This window comes from Kitasatospora phosalacinea, from assembly GCF_030268885.1.
Taxonomy (GTDB): domain Bacteria; phylum Actinomycetota; class Actinomycetes; order Streptomycetales; family Streptomycetaceae; genus Kitasatospora; species Kitasatospora phosalacinea_C.
In genome coordinates this window covers 1-16465 of sequence record NZ_BSSA01000040.1, presented here as the reverse complement: position 1 = coordinate 16465, position 16465 = coordinate 1, and the positions used below count along the sequence as shown (strand labels likewise).

General features: G+C 73.9%; 20 protein-coding genes and 1 pseudogene. 10 read left to right on the top strand and 11 right to left on the bottom strand.

The features are described from left to right. Positions 1-64 precede the first annotated feature (64 nt). The gene (locus QSK52_RS35460; RefSeq protein ID WP_285740377.1) at positions 65-913 is read left to right on the top strand and encodes a GntR family transcriptional regulator; all 849 of its coding nucleotides are present in this window, start codon (positions 65-67) and stop codon (positions 911-913) included. A gap of 296 nt (positions 914-1209) precedes the next feature. On the opposite strand, the gene QSK52_RS35455 is transcribed toward QSK52_RS35460, so the two are convergent. Beyond that, positions 1210-1878, bottom strand: a complete 669-nt coding sequence (locus QSK52_RS35455; protein ID WP_285740376.1) for a hypothetical protein — start codon at positions 1876-1878, stop codon at positions 1210-1212. A 134-nt stretch (positions 1879-2012) separates the two neighbouring features. Between QSK52_RS35455 and QSK52_RS35450 the strand changes: the two genes are divergently transcribed. Next, positions 2013-3284, top strand: coding sequence for an MFS transporter (locus QSK52_RS35450; RefSeq protein ID WP_285740375.1), 1272 nt, complete (start codon positions 2013-2015; stop codon positions 3282-3284). Here QSK52_RS35450 and QSK52_RS35445 read toward each other — a convergent pair. The 3 genes from QSK52_RS35445 to QSK52_RS35435 all read right to left on the bottom strand — a co-directional run bounded on the left by QSK52_RS35445 (position 3274) and on the right by QSK52_RS35435 (position 6243). After that, on the bottom strand, positions 3274-3939 hold the full coding sequence (locus QSK52_RS35445; protein WP_285740374.1) for an isochorismatase family protein: 666 nt from the start codon (positions 3937-3939) through the stop codon (positions 3274-3276). The two genes, QSK52_RS35450 and QSK52_RS35445, sit on opposite strands and share 11 nt — an antisense overlap. Positions 3940-4038: 99 nt before the next feature. Next, on the bottom strand, positions 4039-5037 hold the full coding sequence (locus QSK52_RS35440; RefSeq protein ID WP_285740373.1) for a GlxA family transcriptional regulator: 999 nt from the start codon (positions 5035-5037) through the stop codon (positions 4039-4041). Positions 5038-5382: 345 nt separating this feature from the next. Further along, positions 5383-6243: an NAD(P)H-binding protein gene (locus QSK52_RS35435; protein ID WP_285740372.1), complete on the bottom strand. Its 861-nt coding sequence runs from the start codon at positions 6241-6243 to the stop codon at positions 5383-5385. A gap of 128 nt (positions 6244-6371) precedes the next feature. Here QSK52_RS35435 and QSK52_RS35430 point away from each other — a divergent pair, with 128 nt between their 5' ends. Further along, on the top strand, positions 6372-7331 hold the full coding sequence (locus tag QSK52_RS35430) for an AraC family transcriptional regulator (RefSeq protein ID WP_285740371.1): 960 nt from the start codon (positions 6372-6374) through the stop codon (positions 7329-7331). 109 nt (positions 7332-7440) lie between these two features. Here the strand turns inward: QSK52_RS35430 and QSK52_RS35425 are convergent, their stop codons facing one another. Beyond that, complete coding sequence (locus QSK52_RS35425) at positions 7441-8238, bottom strand: MHYT domain-containing protein (RefSeq protein ID WP_285740370.1); 798 nt, start codon at positions 8236-8238, stop codon at positions 7441-7443. A gap of 166 nt (positions 8239-8404) precedes the next feature. Here QSK52_RS35425 and QSK52_RS35420 point away from each other — a divergent pair, with 166 nt between their 5' ends. Beyond that, on the top strand, positions 8405-8857 hold the full coding sequence (locus QSK52_RS35420; protein WP_285740428.1) for an NTP pyrophosphohydrolase: 453 nt from the start codon (positions 8405-8407) through the stop codon (positions 8855-8857). Between the two features lie 130 nt (positions 8858-8987). Here the strand turns inward: QSK52_RS35420 and QSK52_RS35415 are convergent, their stop codons facing one another. Together QSK52_RS35415 and QSK52_RS35410 are read right to left on the bottom strand one after the other, a co-directional pair. Then, positions 8988-9344 carry a hypothetical protein gene (locus QSK52_RS35415; RefSeq protein ID WP_285740369.1) on the bottom strand — a complete coding sequence of 119 codons (357 nt, stop codon included), beginning with the start codon at positions 9342-9344 and terminating at the stop codon, positions 8988-8990. Continuing rightward, the gene (locus tag QSK52_RS35410; protein WP_285740368.1) at positions 9341-9502 is read right to left on the bottom strand and encodes a hypothetical protein; all 162 of its coding nucleotides are present in this window, start codon (positions 9500-9502) and stop codon (positions 9341-9343) included. The genes QSK52_RS35415 and QSK52_RS35410 overlap by 4 nt, the downstream gene beginning before the upstream one ends. Positions 9503-9800: 298 nt before the next feature. On the opposite strand from QSK52_RS35410, the gene QSK52_RS35405 reads away from it, so the two are divergent. After that, a complete protein-coding gene (locus QSK52_RS35405; RefSeq protein ID WP_285740367.1) occupies positions 9801-10439 on the top strand; it encodes a gamma carbonic anhydrase family protein in 639 nt (212 codons plus the stop codon). A 38-nt stretch (positions 10440-10477) separates the two neighbouring features. On the opposite strand, the gene QSK52_RS35400 is transcribed toward QSK52_RS35405, so the two are convergent. Further along, the gene (locus QSK52_RS35400; RefSeq protein ID WP_285740366.1) at positions 10478-10819 is read right to left on the bottom strand and encodes a hypothetical protein; all 342 of its coding nucleotides are present in this window, start codon (positions 10817-10819) and stop codon (positions 10478-10480) included. A gap of 195 nt (positions 10820-11014) precedes the next feature. Here QSK52_RS35400 and QSK52_RS35395 point away from each other — a divergent pair, with 195 nt between their 5' ends. The 3 genes from QSK52_RS35395 to QSK52_RS35385 all read left to right on the top strand — a co-directional run bounded on the left by QSK52_RS35395 (position 11015) and on the right by QSK52_RS35385 (position 12821). After that, on the top strand, positions 11015-11452 hold the full coding sequence (locus QSK52_RS35395) for a hypothetical protein (protein ID WP_285740365.1): 438 nt from the start codon (positions 11015-11017) through the stop codon (positions 11450-11452). A 111-nt stretch (positions 11453-11563) separates the two neighbouring features. Further along, positions 11564-12073 (top strand): macro domain-containing protein, encoded by a 510-nt coding sequence (locus QSK52_RS35390; RefSeq protein ID WP_285740364.1) that lies wholly within the window; start codon positions 11564-11566, stop codon positions 12071-12073. 373 nt (positions 12074-12446) lie between these two features. Continuing rightward, positions 12447-12821: a DUF6193 family natural product biosynthesis protein gene (locus tag QSK52_RS35385; RefSeq protein WP_285740363.1), complete on the top strand. Its 375-nt coding sequence runs from the start codon at positions 12447-12449 to the stop codon at positions 12819-12821. Between the two features lie 169 nt (positions 12822-12990). Here QSK52_RS35385 and QSK52_RS35380 read toward each other — a convergent pair whose 3' ends face one another. Beyond that, complete coding sequence (locus QSK52_RS35380; protein ID WP_285740362.1) at positions 12991-13395, bottom strand: DUF4259 domain-containing protein; 405 nt, start codon at positions 13393-13395, stop codon at positions 12991-12993. A 156-nt stretch (positions 13396-13551) separates the two neighbouring features. Beyond that, positions 13552-14373, bottom strand: coding sequence for an IS3 family transposase (locus tag QSK52_RS35375; RefSeq protein WP_285740427.1), 822 nt, complete (start codon positions 14371-14373; stop codon positions 13552-13554). Positions 14374-14647: 274 nt separating this feature from the next. Between QSK52_RS35375 and QSK52_RS35370 the strand changes: the two genes are divergently transcribed. Next, a complete protein-coding gene (locus tag QSK52_RS35370; RefSeq protein ID WP_285740361.1) occupies positions 14648-15076 on the top strand; it encodes a tyrosine-type recombinase/integrase in 429 nt (142 codons plus the stop codon). Between the two features lie 358 nt (positions 15077-15434). Here QSK52_RS35370 and QSK52_RS35365 read toward each other — a convergent pair whose 3' ends face one another. After that, positions 15435-16163, bottom strand: coding sequence for a hypothetical protein (locus QSK52_RS35365; RefSeq protein ID WP_285740360.1), 729 nt, complete (start codon positions 16161-16163; stop codon positions 15435-15437). 125 nt (positions 16164-16288) lie between these two features. On the opposite strand from QSK52_RS35365, the pseudogene QSK52_RS35360 reads away from it, so the two are divergent. Then, positions 16289-16465 (top strand): annotated as a pseudogene (locus QSK52_RS35360) (IS256 family transposase); the annotation flags it as partial.

The window sequence follows — 16465 nt, the reverse complement described above, 5'->3', positions numbered from 1 at the left end:
AACTGGTAAGGTCCGCGAACTGGTCTGGTATGGTCTGACCAGTTCGAAGCGAAGGGATGGAACGATGGCGACGGATTCGTCCGGCGGAGCGGGATTGAAGCGCGACCAGGTCCGGGAGTACCTGCGCGAACTGGTCGAGTCGCTGACCCCCGGCGACCCGGTCCCGTCCGAACGCGCGCTCTGCGCCCAACTCGGCGTCTCCCGCCCGACGCTGCGCGCCGGGGTGGACGAACTGGTGGCCGCGGGGCTGCTGGTGCGCGAGCACGGGCGGGGCATGTTCGTCGCCCCCGCCAAGATCGTCCAGGAGCTGACCCCGTCCGGCGGCCGCGAGCCGTCCTTCAACGTGCCACGGGCCTCCGGCAGTTGGACCAGTCGGCCGCTGGAGTTCAGCTCACTGCCGGCCGGTGCGGCGATCGGCCGCAAGCTGCGGCTCTCCCCCGCCGCGCCGATCCTGCACATCGTCCTGCTGCGCCTGGTCTACGGCGAGCCGATGGCCATCGAGCACCTGCACGTCCCCGCCGAGCTGCTGCCCGGCCTGGTGCCCGCCGACCTGGAGCACGGGGACCTCTACCAGCTCCTGGCCGTGCGCGGCGTCCACGTCCACGAGGCCGTCCAGGCGATCGAACCCACCGTGGTCAGCGACCGCGAGGCCCGGCTGCTGGCCGTCCCCGCCCTCTCCCCCGCGCTGCGCTTCGACCGACTGACCACCGACGCCTCCGGCCGCCCGGTCGAGTACACCCACTCGATCTACCGCGGCGACCGCTACCGGATCGTCTCCCGGATCTCGCTCGCCGACCCCTCCCCCGCCACCCCCGGCGACTCCCGCCACCACCCCGGCATCCCCCCGGGCGACCTGACCACCCGCGGCACCGGCCCCACCGTCACCACGGGGGACATCCAGCCCCTCCTGTGAGCCGGGCAGTTCCGACCCCCGACCCACGGCAGCACCCCGTGCCGTGGACGTCCTCCACGACGGGGGCGGCAGGGACGGGCGAGCCCGCCTCCGCGAACGGGGCGGCGACCGGGCCGCTGAGCGACGGGCTTCAGGGGCACCGACACCGCGCGGTCCCTGCGCGAGGACGACGAGGACGACGAGGACGTCGACGCGAACCCGGGGCCCGGCCCCCGGAACTGATCCGGGTCCCACCGACCGCCGGTCCCGCCGCAGCGGACCGACCACCGTCGGGCGCGGGAGCGGCGGGTCGGCGCTCAGTCGCGCGGGGCGCTGTACCAGCGCCACTCGGCGGGACGCTCCCGGCCGGGCAGGTCGCCGCGGCCGGTGGCCCACAGCAGGGTCGGCCAGGGGTCGGTGTCGGTCGGCGCCGCGGGGAAGAGGCGGGCCAGCACCCGGGCGCTGATCCCGGCGGGCGCCGTCCATTCCAGGCCCAAGCCGAGCGCCAGGTCCTGGGCGTGGGCGAAGAGTTCGACCAGCCCCATGGCGGCGCTGCCCTCGGCGTCCGCCGTTCCGAAGCCGTGGAAGGCCCGGTCCTGCGGCCGGGCCGTCCGGACCATCGCCACCAGCAGCGCCCCGCACGCCTCCAGCACCTGCACCAGCCCCTGCGGCCCGGCCTCCCGCTGGGCGAAGACCACGTTGGCGGGCTTGCCCGGCGCCTCCCGCCGCCAGACCAGCGGCAGGAACCCGTCGACGGGCGGCGACTGCGGCCCGAGCTGCGCGGCGTAGGAGAACAGGTCGTCCGCCAGGTGCTCGGCGGTCTCCCAGCAGCTCCACTCCAGCGTCCCCGCGGGCCGGTCCCAGTCGGCGGCCGTCGCCTGAGCCCCGCTCAGCAGGGCCACCACCAGCCGGACGCCCTCGGCGAGGTCGTCCGCCGTCACCGGGCCCGCCGTGCCGGAGGGTTCCACACGCTCGTGATCAGCCATGTGCCGAGCGTACCCACCGGACCCCGGCAAGGCATCTCGACATCAAGCATCTTGATATCAAGACATTCATCGGGCAGAGTTGCTCCTCGCACGGACGAACGACCCTCAGTACGAACGGGAGAACGGGGAGCACCATGCGCGAGCGCGCGAAGGCGGACGGACTGGTGGCCCAGCTGCGGCGCCCGCCGGGCGGCCGGGACGGGCGGACGATGCTGTGGACGCTGTTCGTCGACCGCACCGGGACGGGCGTCTGGGCGGCGGCCTGCGTGCTGTACTTCACCGAGCTGGACAAGCTGACGGCCGCCCAGGTGGGGCTGCTGCTGGGGGCGTCCTCGGTGGCGGGCATCGCGGGGACCCCGATCGCGGGGCGGCTGGCCGCCTCGTACGGGGTGCGCCGGGTGCTGATCGGGTGCCACCTGCTGCGGGTGGCGGCGCTGACGGCGGTGCTGGGGTGCTCGGCGTTCACGCCGTTGTTGCTGCTGGTCGCGCTGGCGACGCTCGGCGACCGGGCGGCCCGGGCGATGGAGATGCTGTACGCCACCGAGGTCGCGGGCGAGCGGCGCAGCGCGTACCGGGCGCTGTCCCGCACGGCGATGAACGCCGGGTACGCGGCGGGTGCCGGGGTGGCCGCGCTCGGGCTGGCCGTGGGCACCGCGGCCGCGTACCGGGCGCTGGTGGTGGTCGACGTGGCCTCCTTCCTGGTCGCGGCCGCCCTGGTGGCCACCCTCCGCGAACCGGAGCGGGCCGGGGACGGCCCCGGTACCGGGAGCGCAGCCGCCGCGGAGCACCCCGTCACCCACGCCTCGCCCCGGCCCAATCCCTGGCGGGACGCCGGCTACCTGCGCTTCGTCGCCCTCGACGCGGTGCTGACCATCGACGACGCGATCCTCAACGTCGGCCTGCCGCTCTGGCTGATCCACTCCACCCGCGCCCCGCACGCCCTGGTGCCCGCCTTCCTGGCGGTGAACACCGTCGTCGTGGTGCTGGCCCAGCTGCGGGTGTCGGCCCTGGTCAGCACGGCCCGCCAGGCGGTCCGGGTGGTGCCGTTGTACGGGTTCGCGATCCTCGGCTGCTGCGCGGCGGCGGCCCTGGCCCACCGGACGGGGGCACCGGCCGCCTCGGCGCTGCTGCTGGTCGCGGCGGTGCTGGTGACCCTGGCCGAGCTGGTCCGCTCGGTGGTCTCCTGGGAGCTGTCGGTGGCCCTGGCCCCGGAGCGGGCCCGCCCCGAGTACCTGGGGGTGGCGGGCATGGCCCACTCCACCGAGAAGGCGGCGGGTCCGCTCCTGCTCACCGGCGCGGTCCTGGCCGCGGGCCCGATCGGCTGGCTCACCCTCGGCGCGGCCACCACCGCGGCGGCCTACGCCCAGCGCCACTACGGCGCCGGACGCCTGACCCTCACCCGCTGAGCCCGCCGAGCCCGCCGAGCCCGGCGGGCACCACCGGCCCGGTGAGGTCGGCGACCTCCGCCAGCACCGTCCCGTACAGGTCGCCGACGGTGGCCAGCGCGGCAGCGTGCAGCTGCGCCGCCGGGACGACCCGGCCGTCCGGCCCCGGCAGCGGCCGGGTCGCGCAGGCTTCGGCGACCACCGTGGGCCGCCATCCCTCGCGGAAAGCGCCCTGGGCGGTGAAGGCCACGCACATGTGGGTCATGAACCCGGCCAGCACCAGGTCGCGCCGCGGCCCGTCCCCGTCGAACCCGGCCAGCACCCGGGCCAGTTCGGTGCCGTGGAAGGCGTCCGGGAAGGTCTTCACCACCACCGGCTCCCCCGCCGCTGGGGCGACCGGCGCGCTGATCGCCCCGATCTCGGCCCGGACGTCGTAGGGCGTCCCCGGCCCGCCGTCGTTGACCACGTGCACCACCGGCGCACCGGCCGCCCGGGCCGCCGCCAGCAGCCTCGCCCCGGCCGCGAGCGCCTCCTCGGCGCCGTCCAGGGCCATCACGCCCTCCCGGTAGGTGTTCTGGTAGTCGATCAGCACCAGCGTGGCGTCGGCGAGCCGCGGCGGGGTGCCGTCCAGTCCGATCACGGTGCGCAGGGTCGCGGACGCTTCTTGCATGCTCATGTCAGTAATCTCCTTCTGGTTCTGGTTCTGGTTCTGGTTCTGGTGCACAGAGGGCGGGTGCCCGGGGTGCCTCCGGCGCTGCCGGTGCCCGAGGTGCCGCTAGCTGCCGCCGTCCGCCACCCGGAAGCGCTTGCGGTACGCGGCCGGTGTCGTGCCCAGGCGGCGGCGCACCGTGCGGTGGAGCGTCTCGACGGAGCCGAGGCCGCTCGCGGCGGCCACCTGGTCGAGCGGCTGGTCGGTGCCCTCCAGCAGGCGCCGGGCGGCTTCGAGCCGCGCGGCTTCGACGTACGCCGCCGGGGTCGTTCCGGTCTCCTGCCGGAACACCCGCGCGAAGTGGCGTTCGCTGAGGCACATCCGGGCCGCCAGCGCGCCCGCCGAGAGGTCGGCGTCCGGGTGCTCGGCGATGTGCAGGCGCAGGTCGTCGATGTCCCGGCGGGAGGTGGGCGGGGCGCTGAGCGGGACGGAGAACTGGCTCTGGCCGCCCTGCCGCTTGAGGTACACCACCAACTGCCGGGCGACGGCCATCGCCAGTTCCTCGCCGTGGTCCTCGGCGACGAGGGCCAGTGCGAGGTCGATGCAGGTGCTGATCCCGGCCCCGGTCCAGATCGCCCCGGAGCGGACGAAGATCGGGTCGGGGTCGACCGTCACCTCCGGGTGGTCGGCGGCGAGTTGGGCCGCCGTCGACCAGTGGGTGGTGGCGCGCCGCCCGTCGAGCAGCCCGGCGGCGGCCAGCAGGTGCGCACCGACGCAGACCGAGGCGATCCGCCGGGCGGACGGCGCGAGCCGCCCCACCCAGGCGACCACGTCCCGGTCGATCCGGGCCCGGAAGCCCTCCCCGTCCGGCCCGGGCTCGACGGCGCCCGGCACCAGCAAGGTGTCGACGGGCCCGGCGACCTGGTCGAACGTCAGGTCGACCGCCAGCCGGACCCCGGCGGAGGTCCGGACGAGGCCGTCGGCCGGCCCGGCCAGTTCCACCCGGTAGCCGGCCCGGCCGCCGCTCTCGCGGTCGGCCAGGGCGAACACCTCGGCCGGGCCGGTGACGTCGAGCAGGTCGACGTCCGGGAAGACCGCGATCACCACGCGGCGGTTGCTGGGCATGACCCCATCCTCGGACGCCGCGGTCGGTGTCCGCAATGACACCGTTCTGTCGGATCCGGCCATCCCCCGGCCCCGCCCGCGGGCACCCCGGAGGAACGGACGGACAGCCGAACACCCGCTCGACACCGTCGCCGTCCTCCGCGCCGCCCCGCCCCGGGCACCCCGGGCACCCCGCCCAGCCCGACCTCCGCCCCGGCCGAACGGCGGCCCCGAACCCCCGCCCCGCTCAGCCCGCGGGCGGCCGGGCACCCACTCGACGCCGTCGACCTCCGTGCCCAAGTGCCCCGCCCGGCCGACGGCTTCCCGACCCGACCTCCGCCCCCGGCCGCCCGGCTCCCGCCCCGCTCAGCCCGCGGGCGTCCAGCACCCGGCCGCGGCCGCGGCGGCCACGTGCTCCTCGAAGGTGCGGGGCGGGCGGCCGAGTGCCTGCTCGACGCCGTCGCCGACCTCCGCGCCGCGGCCCTCGCGGACGTCCGTCAGCAGGTCGGCCAGCCGTCGGGCGGCCTGGGCGGGGGCGCCGTGCGCGGTGGCGGCGGCGACGAACTCCTCGGCGGTGACGTCCTGGTGGCGGACCGGGCGGCCGGTGGCGGCGGAGATCAGGGCGGCGGCCTCGGCGAAGTCGATCGCCCGCGGACCGGTCAGCTGGTAGGCGCGTCCGGCGTGCCGGTCGCCGTCCTCGGCGAGGGCCGCGGCAGCGACCTCGGCGATGTCCTCGGCGTCGACGAACGGGGTGCGCCCGTCGCCGGTGGGCAGCGCGAGGAGGCCGGAGAGGACGGCCGGGCGCCAGAAGGTCTCGCTGAAGTTCTGGGCGAACCAGCCCGGCCGCAGGATCGTCCAGTCGACGCCGCTGTCCTGCACGGCCCGCTCGGCGGCCTTCAGCGGGTGGCTGTCGTCGGCCTCGCCGACGCCGTACGCGGAGAGCAGCACCAGCCGCCGGGCGCCCGCCGCGACGGCGTGGTCGACCAGCAGCGGGAGCCGCTCGCGCCGGTCGGTGGCGGGTCGCAGCTCGGGGTCGAGCAGGTAGAGCGCCCGCACCCCGTCGAGCACGGGCGCCCAGCCCGCAGGGTCGTCCAGGTCGAAGCGGTGGCCCCCGGCGCGGGAGGCGGTGCGGGAGGCGGTGCGGACGGGGTGGCCCAGGGCGGCGAGGCGGTGGGCGACGCGGCGCCCGGTGGTGCCGGTGCCGCCGAGTACGAGGATGTCGTTCATGCCCCCAGCCAACCCTGCCGGGCCGGGACGTCCCATGGGTGTCCGTCCGCGGTCCCTTGGCGATCGTCCCGCGGCGGCCGGGCCCCCGCCGGTGACGGGCGGCGCCCGGGGGCCTAGCCTCGGCGGTCATGGACGTCCTGAGCGATCTGCTGCACCGGGCCCGCCCCCGGCACTCCCGGGTCCACCAGCTCATCCAGCGGCCCCCGTGGTCGATGGCCTTCGCGGACCCGCCCCCGCTCACCGTGGTCGCCGCGCTGGACGGCCCGGCGTCCGTCCGCCTGACCGGACCCTCCTCCGCCGCCTCCGCACCGCCCGCCCCCGTGCTGCTCGCCTCCGGGGACGTCGCCCTGGTCCGCGGCAGCGCCGGACCGTACGTCCTGGCGGACCGGCCGGGGACGGCGCCGCAGGTGCTGATCCGCGACGGGACCAAGCAGGTCGTCGACGGTGCCCCGGGCGTCGAGCGCAGCCTCGCGCCGCGCACGTACGGGGACGGGCTGCCCGGTGCGACCACGCTGCTGCACGGCGCCTACCGCTTCCACGGCGCCGCGGGCGCGCACCTGCTGGGGCTGCTGCCGCCGCTGGCCGTGCTGCCCGCCGGGGGCGGGACGGAGGCGGCGCTGCGGCTGCTGGCCGCCGAGACGGCCCGGCAGGACCCCGGGCAGGAGGCCGTCCTGAACCGGCTGCTCGACCTGGTCCTGGTCATCGCGCTGCGCGCCTGGAGCATCCGTCCGGGCACCGAACCACCGTGCTGGAACGCCGCGTTGGGCGTCCCGGCGGTCGGCGAGGCGATCCGGCTGCTGCACGCCGACCCGGCCCGCCGCTGGACGGTCGCCGAGCTCGCCGCCCGGGTGGGCCGCTCGCGCACCGCCTTCGCCGCCCAGTTCACCCGTGCGGTGGGCGAGCCCCCGCTCGCGTACCTCACCGCCTGGCGGATGGTCCTGGCCGCGGACCTGCTGCGGGACACCGACGCCACCGTCGCCGCCGTCGCCCGCCAGGTCGGCTACCGGGACGCCTTCGCCTTCAGCACGGCCTTCAAGCGCACCCGCGGTCTCACCCCGTCCGCCTGGCGCGACCTGCCGGATGACTGACCCGGGGCCGCTCCGCCCTTCCCCGCCGGGCCGCCTGACGCGACGGCAGGGCCCCGCAGGACGGCGTACCCGTCCTCGGGGCCCGGCTGCGTGCGGACCGGAGCGGCCGTCAGTAGCGCTCCTGGCCGAACAGGTCGACCCGGATCGGCTCCACCGCGGGGCCCTCGCCGGACTCGGGGTCCTGCGGGGAGAGGGCGATCGCGATGCCCGCGACGGCGAGGACGACCATGATGCCGACGGCGAGCGGCAGGGCGAACTGCGAGGCGGGCGTGCCGCCGCCGAGCGGGCGGCCGTCCAGGGTGACGGTGACGGCGGCCATCGCGGTGTAGTGCATGGCGACCACCGCGACGCCCGCGATCAGCGCGGCACCGAGCGCGGCCGCCAGGCCCTTGACGTTGAGCGTCATCCACAGGGCGGCGGTGGCCGCGGCGACGGCGATCGCCACCGAGGCGACGACCAGCGGGGTGTCGTAGGAGACCGCGCCCTCGACCTGCATCGCGGCCATCCCGAGGTAGTGCATGACGGCCACGCCGCAGCCGGTGAGGACGCCGCTGACCAGCAGGGTTCCGGTGCTCTTGCCCCGGTAGCCGACGATGCCGATGCCGAGGCCGACCACGACGACCGCCACCAGCAGGCTGAGCAGGGTGAGCGGGACGTCGTAGACCAGGCCGGAGGAGTCGACCGTGAAGCCGAGCATCGCGATGAAGTGCATGGACCAGATGCCGCAGCCGAACGCGCCCGCGGCCAGCGCCAGCCAGCCGGAGCGCCGGTTCGGTCGCAGGGTCATGGCCCGCGCGGTGCAGCGCAGTCCGATCGCGGCCCCCACGCAGGCGATGAGGTACGCCACCACGGGGTTCACCCACCCGTACTGAAAGCCGTCGAGGTGGGCCGTGGTGTCGTGGTTCATGGAAAATCCGATCGAAAACGTGTGCACGTGCGAGTTTGCCGCAGAGACAATACCGCCCGGTAAGGATTGGTCTGCACCAAGGTCGGTGTTCGGCCTTCACCCCGCCTTTTCCGCCCCTCCGCATGTCCGCGGCGGGCTCCGGCCCACTGTGGCAGGCTTGCCGACCATGGAACAGCGCGCCGAGACCACCGCCGGACCCTCCGCCGGACCGCCCGACCCGCTGCTGGTGGTGGACGGCGCCAACGTGGTCGGCTCCGTTCCGGACGGGTGGTGGCGGGACCGCCGGGGCGCGGCCGAACGCCTGCGCGACGGGCTGGTGGAGGTGGCGGCGGCCGGGGTGCCCGGGGTGCCCGGGCCGCTGGCGGTGGTGCTGGTGGTGGAGGGCGCGGCGCGCGGCGTGGCGGAGGTGCCGGGGGTGCGGGTGGTGTCGGCGCGGGGCAGCGGCGACGACCGGATCGTGGAGCTGGTCGCCGCGGAGTCCGCGCTCGCCCCGGACCGCCGACTGCTGGTGGTGACGGCCGACCGCGGGCTGCGCGAACGGGTGGCCGCCCTGGGCGCGGAACTGCTCGGCCCGCGCGCCGTCCGCCGCGACCCGCGCACGCACCGTCCGACCGACTGACCGGCCGCCCGTCCGACCGACTGACCGGCCGCCCGACCGAGCGGGCGGCCGTCCTGGATGACGTCCCGCCGGGCTGGCGCGGAGTCAGTGTTCTTGCCCCACGGGCAAACTGGCGGGCGGCCCGCCCGGCTCAGGCCAGGCGGCTGCGGGCCGCGGCCGGGTGGGTGCGACCGCGGGAGCTGACCGCGGGACGGGTGGGGCGGCGGTCCGGGCGGGGCGGCTGCCCGGCCCCGGTGACCGACCCGGCCGCCCCGGCTGCCCCGGCTGACGGGCCCGGCCGGGCGGCGAGGGCGGACTTGAGCGCGCGTACGGCCAACAGGACTGCGACGGCGGCGAGTTCGGCGGGTTCGGTGGCCCCGCGTTCGGCCGCGTCGCGCTGACAGGCGGAGCACCAGACCGCGCTGGCCCGGCCGCCGTCGGGGTAGTCCAGGCCCACCGGCACCAGGTAGTGGCAGCCGCAGGCCTGGCAGACGAAGAGCAGTCTCACCGCTGCACCACCCCCGAGCCCCCGCACACCGAGCACGGCGACCAGTAACTGCGCTGCACCGGTTGCTGCCTCCCCTGCGGGTCGGTCTCCACCGAGTGCTCCGTCTTCTCCGTTCCGCGCGCCCCGCCGCAGCCGGGGCAGGTCTGCTGCTCAGCCATCGGTCACCTCCAGACCACAGACCGTAGCGCGCCGACCCCGTCCGCGACAGCGGTTCGCGCTCGGAGCACACCCGAGCTTTACCCGCCCGCCCGGAGAACACCCGCAGGACGCCCGGAGAACGCCCGGAGGAGAGCCGGAGGAGGTCCGGAGGAGGGCCACCGGGGCCGTCCTGACGGGGCGGCGGCGCACCGCCCCCGCAGGGGCTCGGAGGATGTGCCCTGCGCCGGGGCGGTGCTCCGCGCGCCGTGTCCGATTCCCGCCAGCCGGGCGGACGGACGGTGCGCGATGATCGCGCGCATGAACACGAACTCGCAGGGCGTCCGGATCGAGCACCGCGGCGCCGCCCCCCAGGTCCACCCCACCGCGTACGTCGCGCCGACGGCCACCCTGGTCGGCGACGTCCGGATCGGCCCGCGCGCCCGGGTGATGTACGGCGCGGTGCTGGACGCGGAGGGTGCGCGGATCGAGGTCGGCGAGGCGGCGGTGGTGTGCGAGAACGCGGTGCTGCGCGCCTCCGCCGTCGCCGCCGAGCAGCCGGTGCTGGTCGGCGACCACGCGTTCGTCGGCCCGCACGCGACCCTGCTGGGCTGCACCGTGGAGCGCGCCTGCTACCTGGCGACCTCGGCGAGCGTGCTGCAGGAGGCCGTGGTGGGCACCGGTTCGGTGGTCGCGGTGGCCGCCCTGGTGCACGCCCGCACGGTGCTGCCCCCGGAGTTCTTCGTCCCGCCGTACACCACGGCCCTCGGCGAGCCGGTGCGGCTGCTGGCGCCGGGCGACCCGGAGCTGCCGCAGGCGATCGGACGGCTCGGCTTCGCGGGGACGGCCTTCGGCGTCGACGCCTCCTGGACCGACCGCGTCGCCCGGCACGAGCGGATCGCCGAGATCCGCTCGGCGGAGTTCGGCGCGCACCTGGACGACCGTCCTGCCACCGACTGAACCCGCCCCCGGACCGGACCGGGCGTCCCGCGGGCGGCTCAGCCTCCCGCGGGGCGCTCCGACGCACTACCGGGCGCGGCCTCCGGCGTCGCGTCCGGCCAGTCCGCGGGGGACGCCTCGACGTCGTTGCCGCGCACCCAGACGGTGGAGACCCCGAGCAGTCGGCGCATCACCGCGAAGCCGCCCTCCCAGCCGTCGGGCAGCCGCAGGCGGCCGGACCGGATGCTGCCCGCGCTGAACCGGGTGTCGCCGCTCTCCAGCACGCCGGTCCAACCGGGCAGGCCCATCTCCGGGACGTTGCCGGTCAGTTCGGCCTGGACCTGGATCTCCAGTCCGTCGGCCAGCAGCAGGGCGGGGCCCCGGTACACGGGTGAGGTCATGCCTAGAAGGGTGCGGGAGGCCCCCGGTCCGCGCAAATCACGCAATCCCGGTGGTTCCGGGCGGGCCGGGACCGTTTCGTCGGGTGGAGTCGTCCGTTCCGTCACCCTCCGGCTACCTTCCCTCACCCTCCATCATGCAATATGACATTGCACAGCCGGGAAGGACCCGGCTGGAGGAGCAACGGGAGAACCCTCATGATCAAGCCCCTGGCCGCCCTGGCCGGTGCGGCAGCCCTGTCGGCGTCCCTCACCGCCCCGGCAGCGGCATCCACCTCCGACACCGCGCAGAGCACCACCGTGTGCAGCCCGTACGCCCTCCAGGGCGGCCTGGCCACGCACCTGTGCGCCGAGCGGACCGGTGACCAGGTCCGGCTGTACGGCACCCTCGCCCTGGCCGGGCCGCCCTCCCCCGGCACCCCGCTGCCGTACCGGAAGGACGTGACCGTCGCCCTGACCGGCACCGCCCCGGCGGGCACGGTCGACCGGTACGTCCTGTTCACCGGCTCCTACCAGGAGGTCGGCGCCGTCACCGGCACCGTTCCCTGCGACGCCCCGGTCCGGGGCAGCTTCTCGGTGTCCTCCTACCCGCTGGGGCCCGACCCGGTCCGGCTCGACGCCGTCGTCCCCTGCTGACACCCGTCCACCGGCCCGCCCCTCGGCGGAGGGGCGGGCCGGCCCGGGCGCTCCGTGTCCGCCCTCGGCGATACCGGTGCGCGGCGCCGCCGCCGCGGGCAGGCTGACGGCATGGCACCGCGCATCGAGGTCGTCCTGGGCGACCTGACCGAGCAGGACACCGACGCCCTCGTCACCGCCGCGAACGAGTCCCTGCTCGGCGGGGGCGGCGTGGACGGGGCGGTCCACCGGGCGGCCGGGCCGCGACTCGCCGAGGCGGGCGGGGCGCTGGCCCCGTGCGAGCCGGGCGACGCGGTGGCGACCCCGGCCTTCGACCTGTTCCCGCCCGTCCGCCACGTGATCCACACCGTCGGCCCGGTCTGGGACGGCGGCGGGTACGGCGAGGCGGAGATCCTGGCCTCCTGCTACCGCCGCTGCCTGGCCGTCGCCGACCGGATCGGCGCCGCGAGCGTGGCCTTCCCGGCGATCGCCACCGGCGTGTACGGCTTCCCCGCCGACCTGGCCGCCCGGATCGCCGTGGACACCCTCACCGGCACCCCCACCGACGTCGCCCTGGTCCGCCTGGTCGCCTTCGACGCGCCGTCCCACGCGCTGCTGCGCGCCGCCCTCGCCGGAGGCTGATCCGCCACCGGGTGGTCGTCACCCGGTCGGCGACCGTGAGGGGGGCCGCAGTCCGGGCAGGTCGCGCGAGGCCGAAGAGGTGGCGCAGGGCGTGAGCGACGGGGCGGTGCCCGTCGACGAGGGCGCGGGCGTGCAGGCGGTGGGCCGGGGCCGAGCCGCCCGGGAGACGCGGCGTGCAACGGCGTCCGCTCGACGTCGGGGCGGTCGTCCTCGTCGGTGGTGGCGTGGCAGCCGGAGCCCGGAGCAGTCCTCCGCGCCGCCGGTCACCAGCAGCACGGGGACGCCGCAGGTTGGCTGCGTACTTCTGTGAGGCGGACGCCCAGGGGGAGTTCACCGCACATCGCTCGAGGTGAGGCTCTGGCACCATACTGCTGTGGAGACGGGCACAGCGGAGGCTGTCATCGAGGCCGAATGGGCAGAGCTCTTTGCCTCGGATCGCGTCGAGGGGAGCCTGGTGCGCGCCGCCTACGCAGAACCCAGACTGCGACAGCTCTTCCCGTGGGTCGGCATGTGGGAGCTGCACTTCAGCCGGTGCACCGAGCATCCCTGCACGTGGGACGTGCCCTATATCGCCCCACGGCGGGGTGGGGGCTATGTTGTGGCAGGCCCGTCGAGGGAGCAGTGGGTCGGCGAGGCCGATACCGCTGAGGCGGCCGTGAACATGGTGGCGGAGCATCTGCCTCCGGGCTGCGGTCGAGCCGTGGTCGGCAACCGCCACGACGTTGCCGCGTTGGTGCAGGAAAGCTGACGATCGGGTCGCGGCTCCCTGAGCGACGCACCCGCAGAAGTGGGACCAGAACCGAAACTCGGCACCATCACTCTCCCGTGGCACAGGGTGCTCTCGCTGTCGAGCGACAGGTGCTCTCACCACTCAGGTTCTGGCTCGATTTCCGTGATGCAGATACGGTGAGTGATCGTCAGTGGTTGAGCGCGTCGAGAATCATCTCCACTTCACGGCGCCATTCGCTGGCGTCGCTGCTGTCCGTCCAGCCTTGTGCAAGTTCGGAGCCATCGCCGAGGACTCGTTGAAGTGCACTGCGGGCCAGTGAGTGCAACGAGGACGGCAACGGAGGCAACGGTTCCTTCGGCCCGTCGTCCGGGTCTATGAAGATCCCGCTGTCAGGAAGCTGCGCGGCAACCAGCACTGCCGCGGCCACGGCTTCCTGTCCGTCCCCGCCATCGACATGGTCGCCGGCGCTGACGACCCGCTGGAGCGCGCTTCCCAGCACTGCGACGAGTTCTTGCGCTGGGAGCCCGTTGAGTCCATCGATGAAGTCACCAGCGAGATCACTGTCGAATGGTCCGGTTCCCCACGTTCCCATCATCAACTCCTGGTAGTGCTGATCTGTGTCGGAGGCAGCATGACATCAACTACCGGCGCGGCAATATCACGGGGCCATAAGTACCCGCTTGCCGAGCAGTCGGAAGCCTGCGCGGCCGAACATCTGAAGTTCCTCCATGATCTTGGACACTCGTTCCTACGCGGCGAGGGTGTGTCGTTGTCGGGTCTCGTGCGGGGTCAGGTAGCCCCAGCTGGGGTGCTTGCGTAGCCGCCGGCGGTTGTAGAAGGTCTCGATGAAGGAGAAGACCTCGCCGCGGGCGGTTGCCCGGTCGGGCCAGATGCGGGTGCCGATCTCGGCTTTGAGGACCGCCCAGAAGCTTTCGGCTGCGGCGTTGTCGTAACACGAGCCGGTGCGTCCGGTGCTCGCTCTCATGCCCAACCTGGTTGCCTCGCTGCGGAATTGAGCCGAGGTGTATTCGCTTCCGCGGTCGCTGTGCGCGATGCAGTCCGGTTCCAGGCGGCCGCGTCCGTGGGCCATCTGCAAGGCGTCGACGACGAGGTCGGCGCGGTGGTGGTCGGCCATCGCGTAGCCGACGACCTCGCGGGTGGCCAGGTCCAGCCAGCAGGCCAGGTAGAGCCAGCCCTCCTCGGTCGGCAGGTACGTGATGTCGCCGACCAGGCGGGTGCCGGGCCGGTCCGCGGTGAAGTCCCGGCCGAGCAGATCCGGCGCCGGTCGGGCCTGCTTGTCCGGGCGGGTCAGCGACCGGCGCCGGCGGCGGGTGATCCCGGCGATGCCGTGTTCGCGCATCAGCCGCTCGATCCGCTCGCGGTTCACCTCGTGCCCCAGCCGCCGCAGCTCGGCATGCACGCGCGGGACGCCGTAGGCGCCCTTGGAGGCGAGGTGGACCACCGTGATCTCGTGCGCGAGTGCATCATCGGCCCGACGGCGCGTGCGTCGTGCTTCCTCGCCGTCGGCCCAGGCGTAGAAGGAGGAACGAGGACCCCGAGGATGCGGCAGAGCAGGGCGACCGGGTAGGTGGCCTTCTCCGCCGCGATGAACCGGTAGATCTCGCTCACCGGTCGCTCTCCCGCGCGAAGAAGGCCGTCGCTTTTTTCAGGACCCGGCTGAGGGTGGGCTGCATCCGCTGGCAGCACGATGGGACACCGATCGCTGGCGACTCGCAGCAGGTCCTGGCCCGCGACGCGGTCTGCCTGCTCGACGTTCCCACCCACAAGACCGGCACCGCCTTCACCAAGCCGGTCGACCCGATCCTCGGCCAGGCCGTCGACGCTTGGCAGGCCGTCCGCCCCGACCAGCCGAAGTTCACCGACGCACCGGCGAGCTGGTCGACCCGCTGTTCGCCGTCCGGGCCCGCCGCGTCTCCACCAGCTACATCAACAACACCATCATCCCGATGCTGTGTCGCAAGGCCGGAGTCCCGGCCGCCGACGTCCGCGGCAACATCACCAGCCACCGCGCCCGGTCCACCATCGCCAGCCAGCTTTACAACGCCAAGGAGCCGATGACCCTGTTCGAGCTGCAGGCCTGGCTAGGACACCGATCCCCGCAATCCACCCAGTACTACGCGAAGATCGCACCCAACACTCCGTCCAAGGCCTACTCCGAAGCCGGCTACTTCGAGCGCAACGTGCGCACCATCGAGGTCCTGGTCGACCGCGACGCTGTCGCCTCCGGCGCCGCCGCGGCCGGTGAGCCCTGACAGCACTACGACCTCGGACACGGCTACTGCAGCCACACCTTCTTCGAGCAGTGCCAGCACCGCATGGCCTGCGCACGCTGCGACTTCTACACCCCAGAGGAATCCACGCGATCCCAACTCCTCGAAGCCAAGACCAACTTGCAGAAAATGAGCGTTGCCATCCCGCTCACTGACGACGAGCAGGCCGCGGTCGAGGACGGCCAAGCCGCCCTCGACCGGCTCCTCAACGGCTCGCCGACGTCCCCCCTGCTGGCTCAACACCCCGCGACATCGGAGTCCCGGCAGCGGCGACCTTGTTGCCCATCGTGGAGGTGAGACAGGCACGGCCCACGCCACTATGACGGTCCCGAGCAGGTCGTCACTCTTGGACCGGATATCCGATCTGGGCGACGTCCTCCGCGAGGCGGGAGATGTCCAGCTCCGGGTTCAGCAGCGACACGATGTGCTGGGTGAGAGGGCGCAAGGCATAGACATGCCGGACGGCAGCTATGTCCACCGCTAGCTCGTAGTACTCCTCCGCGAACTGCTGATATGCCTCGGGCCGGCCATCCAGCAGAACATCGAACAACCACTCGGCGCTGCCGCCGTCCTCCACGTCCTCCGGCAGGGGCTCGACGGGCCCTGCCCTCCACTCGGTGTCGGCTTGTTCGCGCCAGAAGCACACCGTCGCTCGCGGCGTCCCACTGTCGCTGAAGGCGGGCTCTGCTACGTGGGCGCGGAGTGCCTCCGGCACCCCGTCGAACAGGCCCGGCCACGGTGCCGGGGGTGTCACTCGATACGGAGTCATCGGCGACTCGTGATCGAATCCGCGGGCAAAGACACCCGCCGGTGAGAAGACGATCGAGTATTCGTTTCCGCAGCCGTCTCGCATCGAGGCCATCGCCTCCGTCGATGACCAGCGGGAGTCGAACGAGAAGTACCGATCCCCCCACTCCGGGCTCAGGATGGCGTCCAGCATCGCCATAGCGCGGGACCGGTCCCGGACAAGCGAAATCTCGGGCAACTGGTGGATCAGATCAGAGACAGGCACGGCCACATCAAAGTCGATCCCACTGACAACGCCCACACCGCCCACCACCCTGAACACACATGCGAGATCGCCAACCCCGCAGCTTGACATCGCTGATTCCACAGAATGATCCGGTTGACGTGGCCTTCGACGAGGGTCTGTAAAAAGAACGGTGTAACTCCCGATCAAGGAAGTAGCACCTGATGACAGACGTGACCGTCTCGGCCGAGGCCGTGGAGGCCGTGCGACCGGTCGAGTTGCAGCCGGACGCCCTGGACGACCAGTTGATCGGGCAGCTGGTCGACCGTGCCCGCGCGAGCGGGCTGCAGCTCACCGGCACCGGCGGCCTGCTCCAGCAACTGACGAAGAAGCTCCTGGAG

What these genes read in the sequence shown, in the direction of transcription:
- QSK52_RS35435 (WP_285740372.1), bottom strand. Translation starts at nt 6,243, where the DNA reads ATGAACGACATCCTCGTACTCGGCGGCACCGGCACCACCGGGCGCCGC.
- QSK52_RS35390 (WP_285740364.1), top strand. Translation starts at nt 11,564, where the DNA reads ATGGCACCGCGCATCGAGGTCGTCCTGGGCGACCTGACCGAGCAGGAC.
- QSK52_RS35450 (WP_285740375.1), top strand. Translation starts at nt 2,013, where the DNA reads ATGCGCGAGCGCGCGAAGGCGGACGGACTGGTGGCCCAGCTGCGGCGC.
- QSK52_RS35405 (WP_285740367.1), top strand. Translation starts at nt 9,801, where the DNA reads ATGAACACGAACTCGCAGGGCGTCCGGATCGAGCACCGCGGCGCCGCC.
- QSK52_RS35420 (WP_285740428.1), top strand. Translation starts at nt 8,405, where the DNA reads ATGGAACAGCGCGCCGAGACCACCGCCGGACCCTCCGCCGGACCGCCC.
- QSK52_RS35430 (WP_285740371.1), top strand. Translation starts at nt 6,372, where the DNA reads ATGGACGTCCTGAGCGATCTGCTGCACCGGGCCCGCCCCCGGCACTCC.
- QSK52_RS35395 (WP_285740365.1), top strand. Translation starts at nt 11,015, where the DNA reads ATGATCAAGCCCCTGGCCGCCCTGGCCGGTGCGGCAGCCCTGTCGGCG.
- QSK52_RS35425 (WP_285740370.1), bottom strand. Translation starts at nt 8,238, where the DNA reads ATGAACCACGACACCACGGCCCACCTCGACGGCTTTCAGTACGGGTGG.
- QSK52_RS35460 (WP_285740377.1), top strand. Translation starts at nt 65, where the DNA reads ATGGCGACGGATTCGTCCGGCGGAGCGGGATTGAAGCGCGACCAGGTC.
- QSK52_RS35440 (WP_285740373.1), bottom strand. Translation starts at nt 5,037, where the DNA reads ATGCCCAGCAACCGCCGCGTGGTGATCGCGGTCTTCCCGGACGTCGAC.
- QSK52_RS35445 (WP_285740374.1), bottom strand. Translation starts at nt 3,939, where the DNA reads ATGAGCATGCAAGAAGCGTCCGCGACCCTGCGCACCGTGATCGGACTG.
- QSK52_RS35400 (WP_285740366.1), bottom strand. Translation starts at nt 10,819, where the DNA reads ATGACCTCACCCGTGTACCGGGGCCCCGCCCTGCTGCTGGCCGACGGA.
- QSK52_RS35380 (WP_285740362.1), bottom strand. Translation starts at nt 13,395, where the DNA reads ATGGGAACGTGGGGAACCGGACCATTCGACAGTGATCTCGCTGGTGAC.
- QSK52_RS35455 (WP_285740376.1), bottom strand. Translation starts at nt 1,878, where the DNA reads ATGGCTGATCACGAGCGTGTGGAACCCTCCGGCACGGCGGGCCCGGTG.
- QSK52_RS35410 (WP_285740368.1), bottom strand. Translation starts at nt 9,502, where the DNA reads ATGGCTGAGCAGCAGACCTGCCCCGGCTGCGGCGGGGCGCGCGGAACG.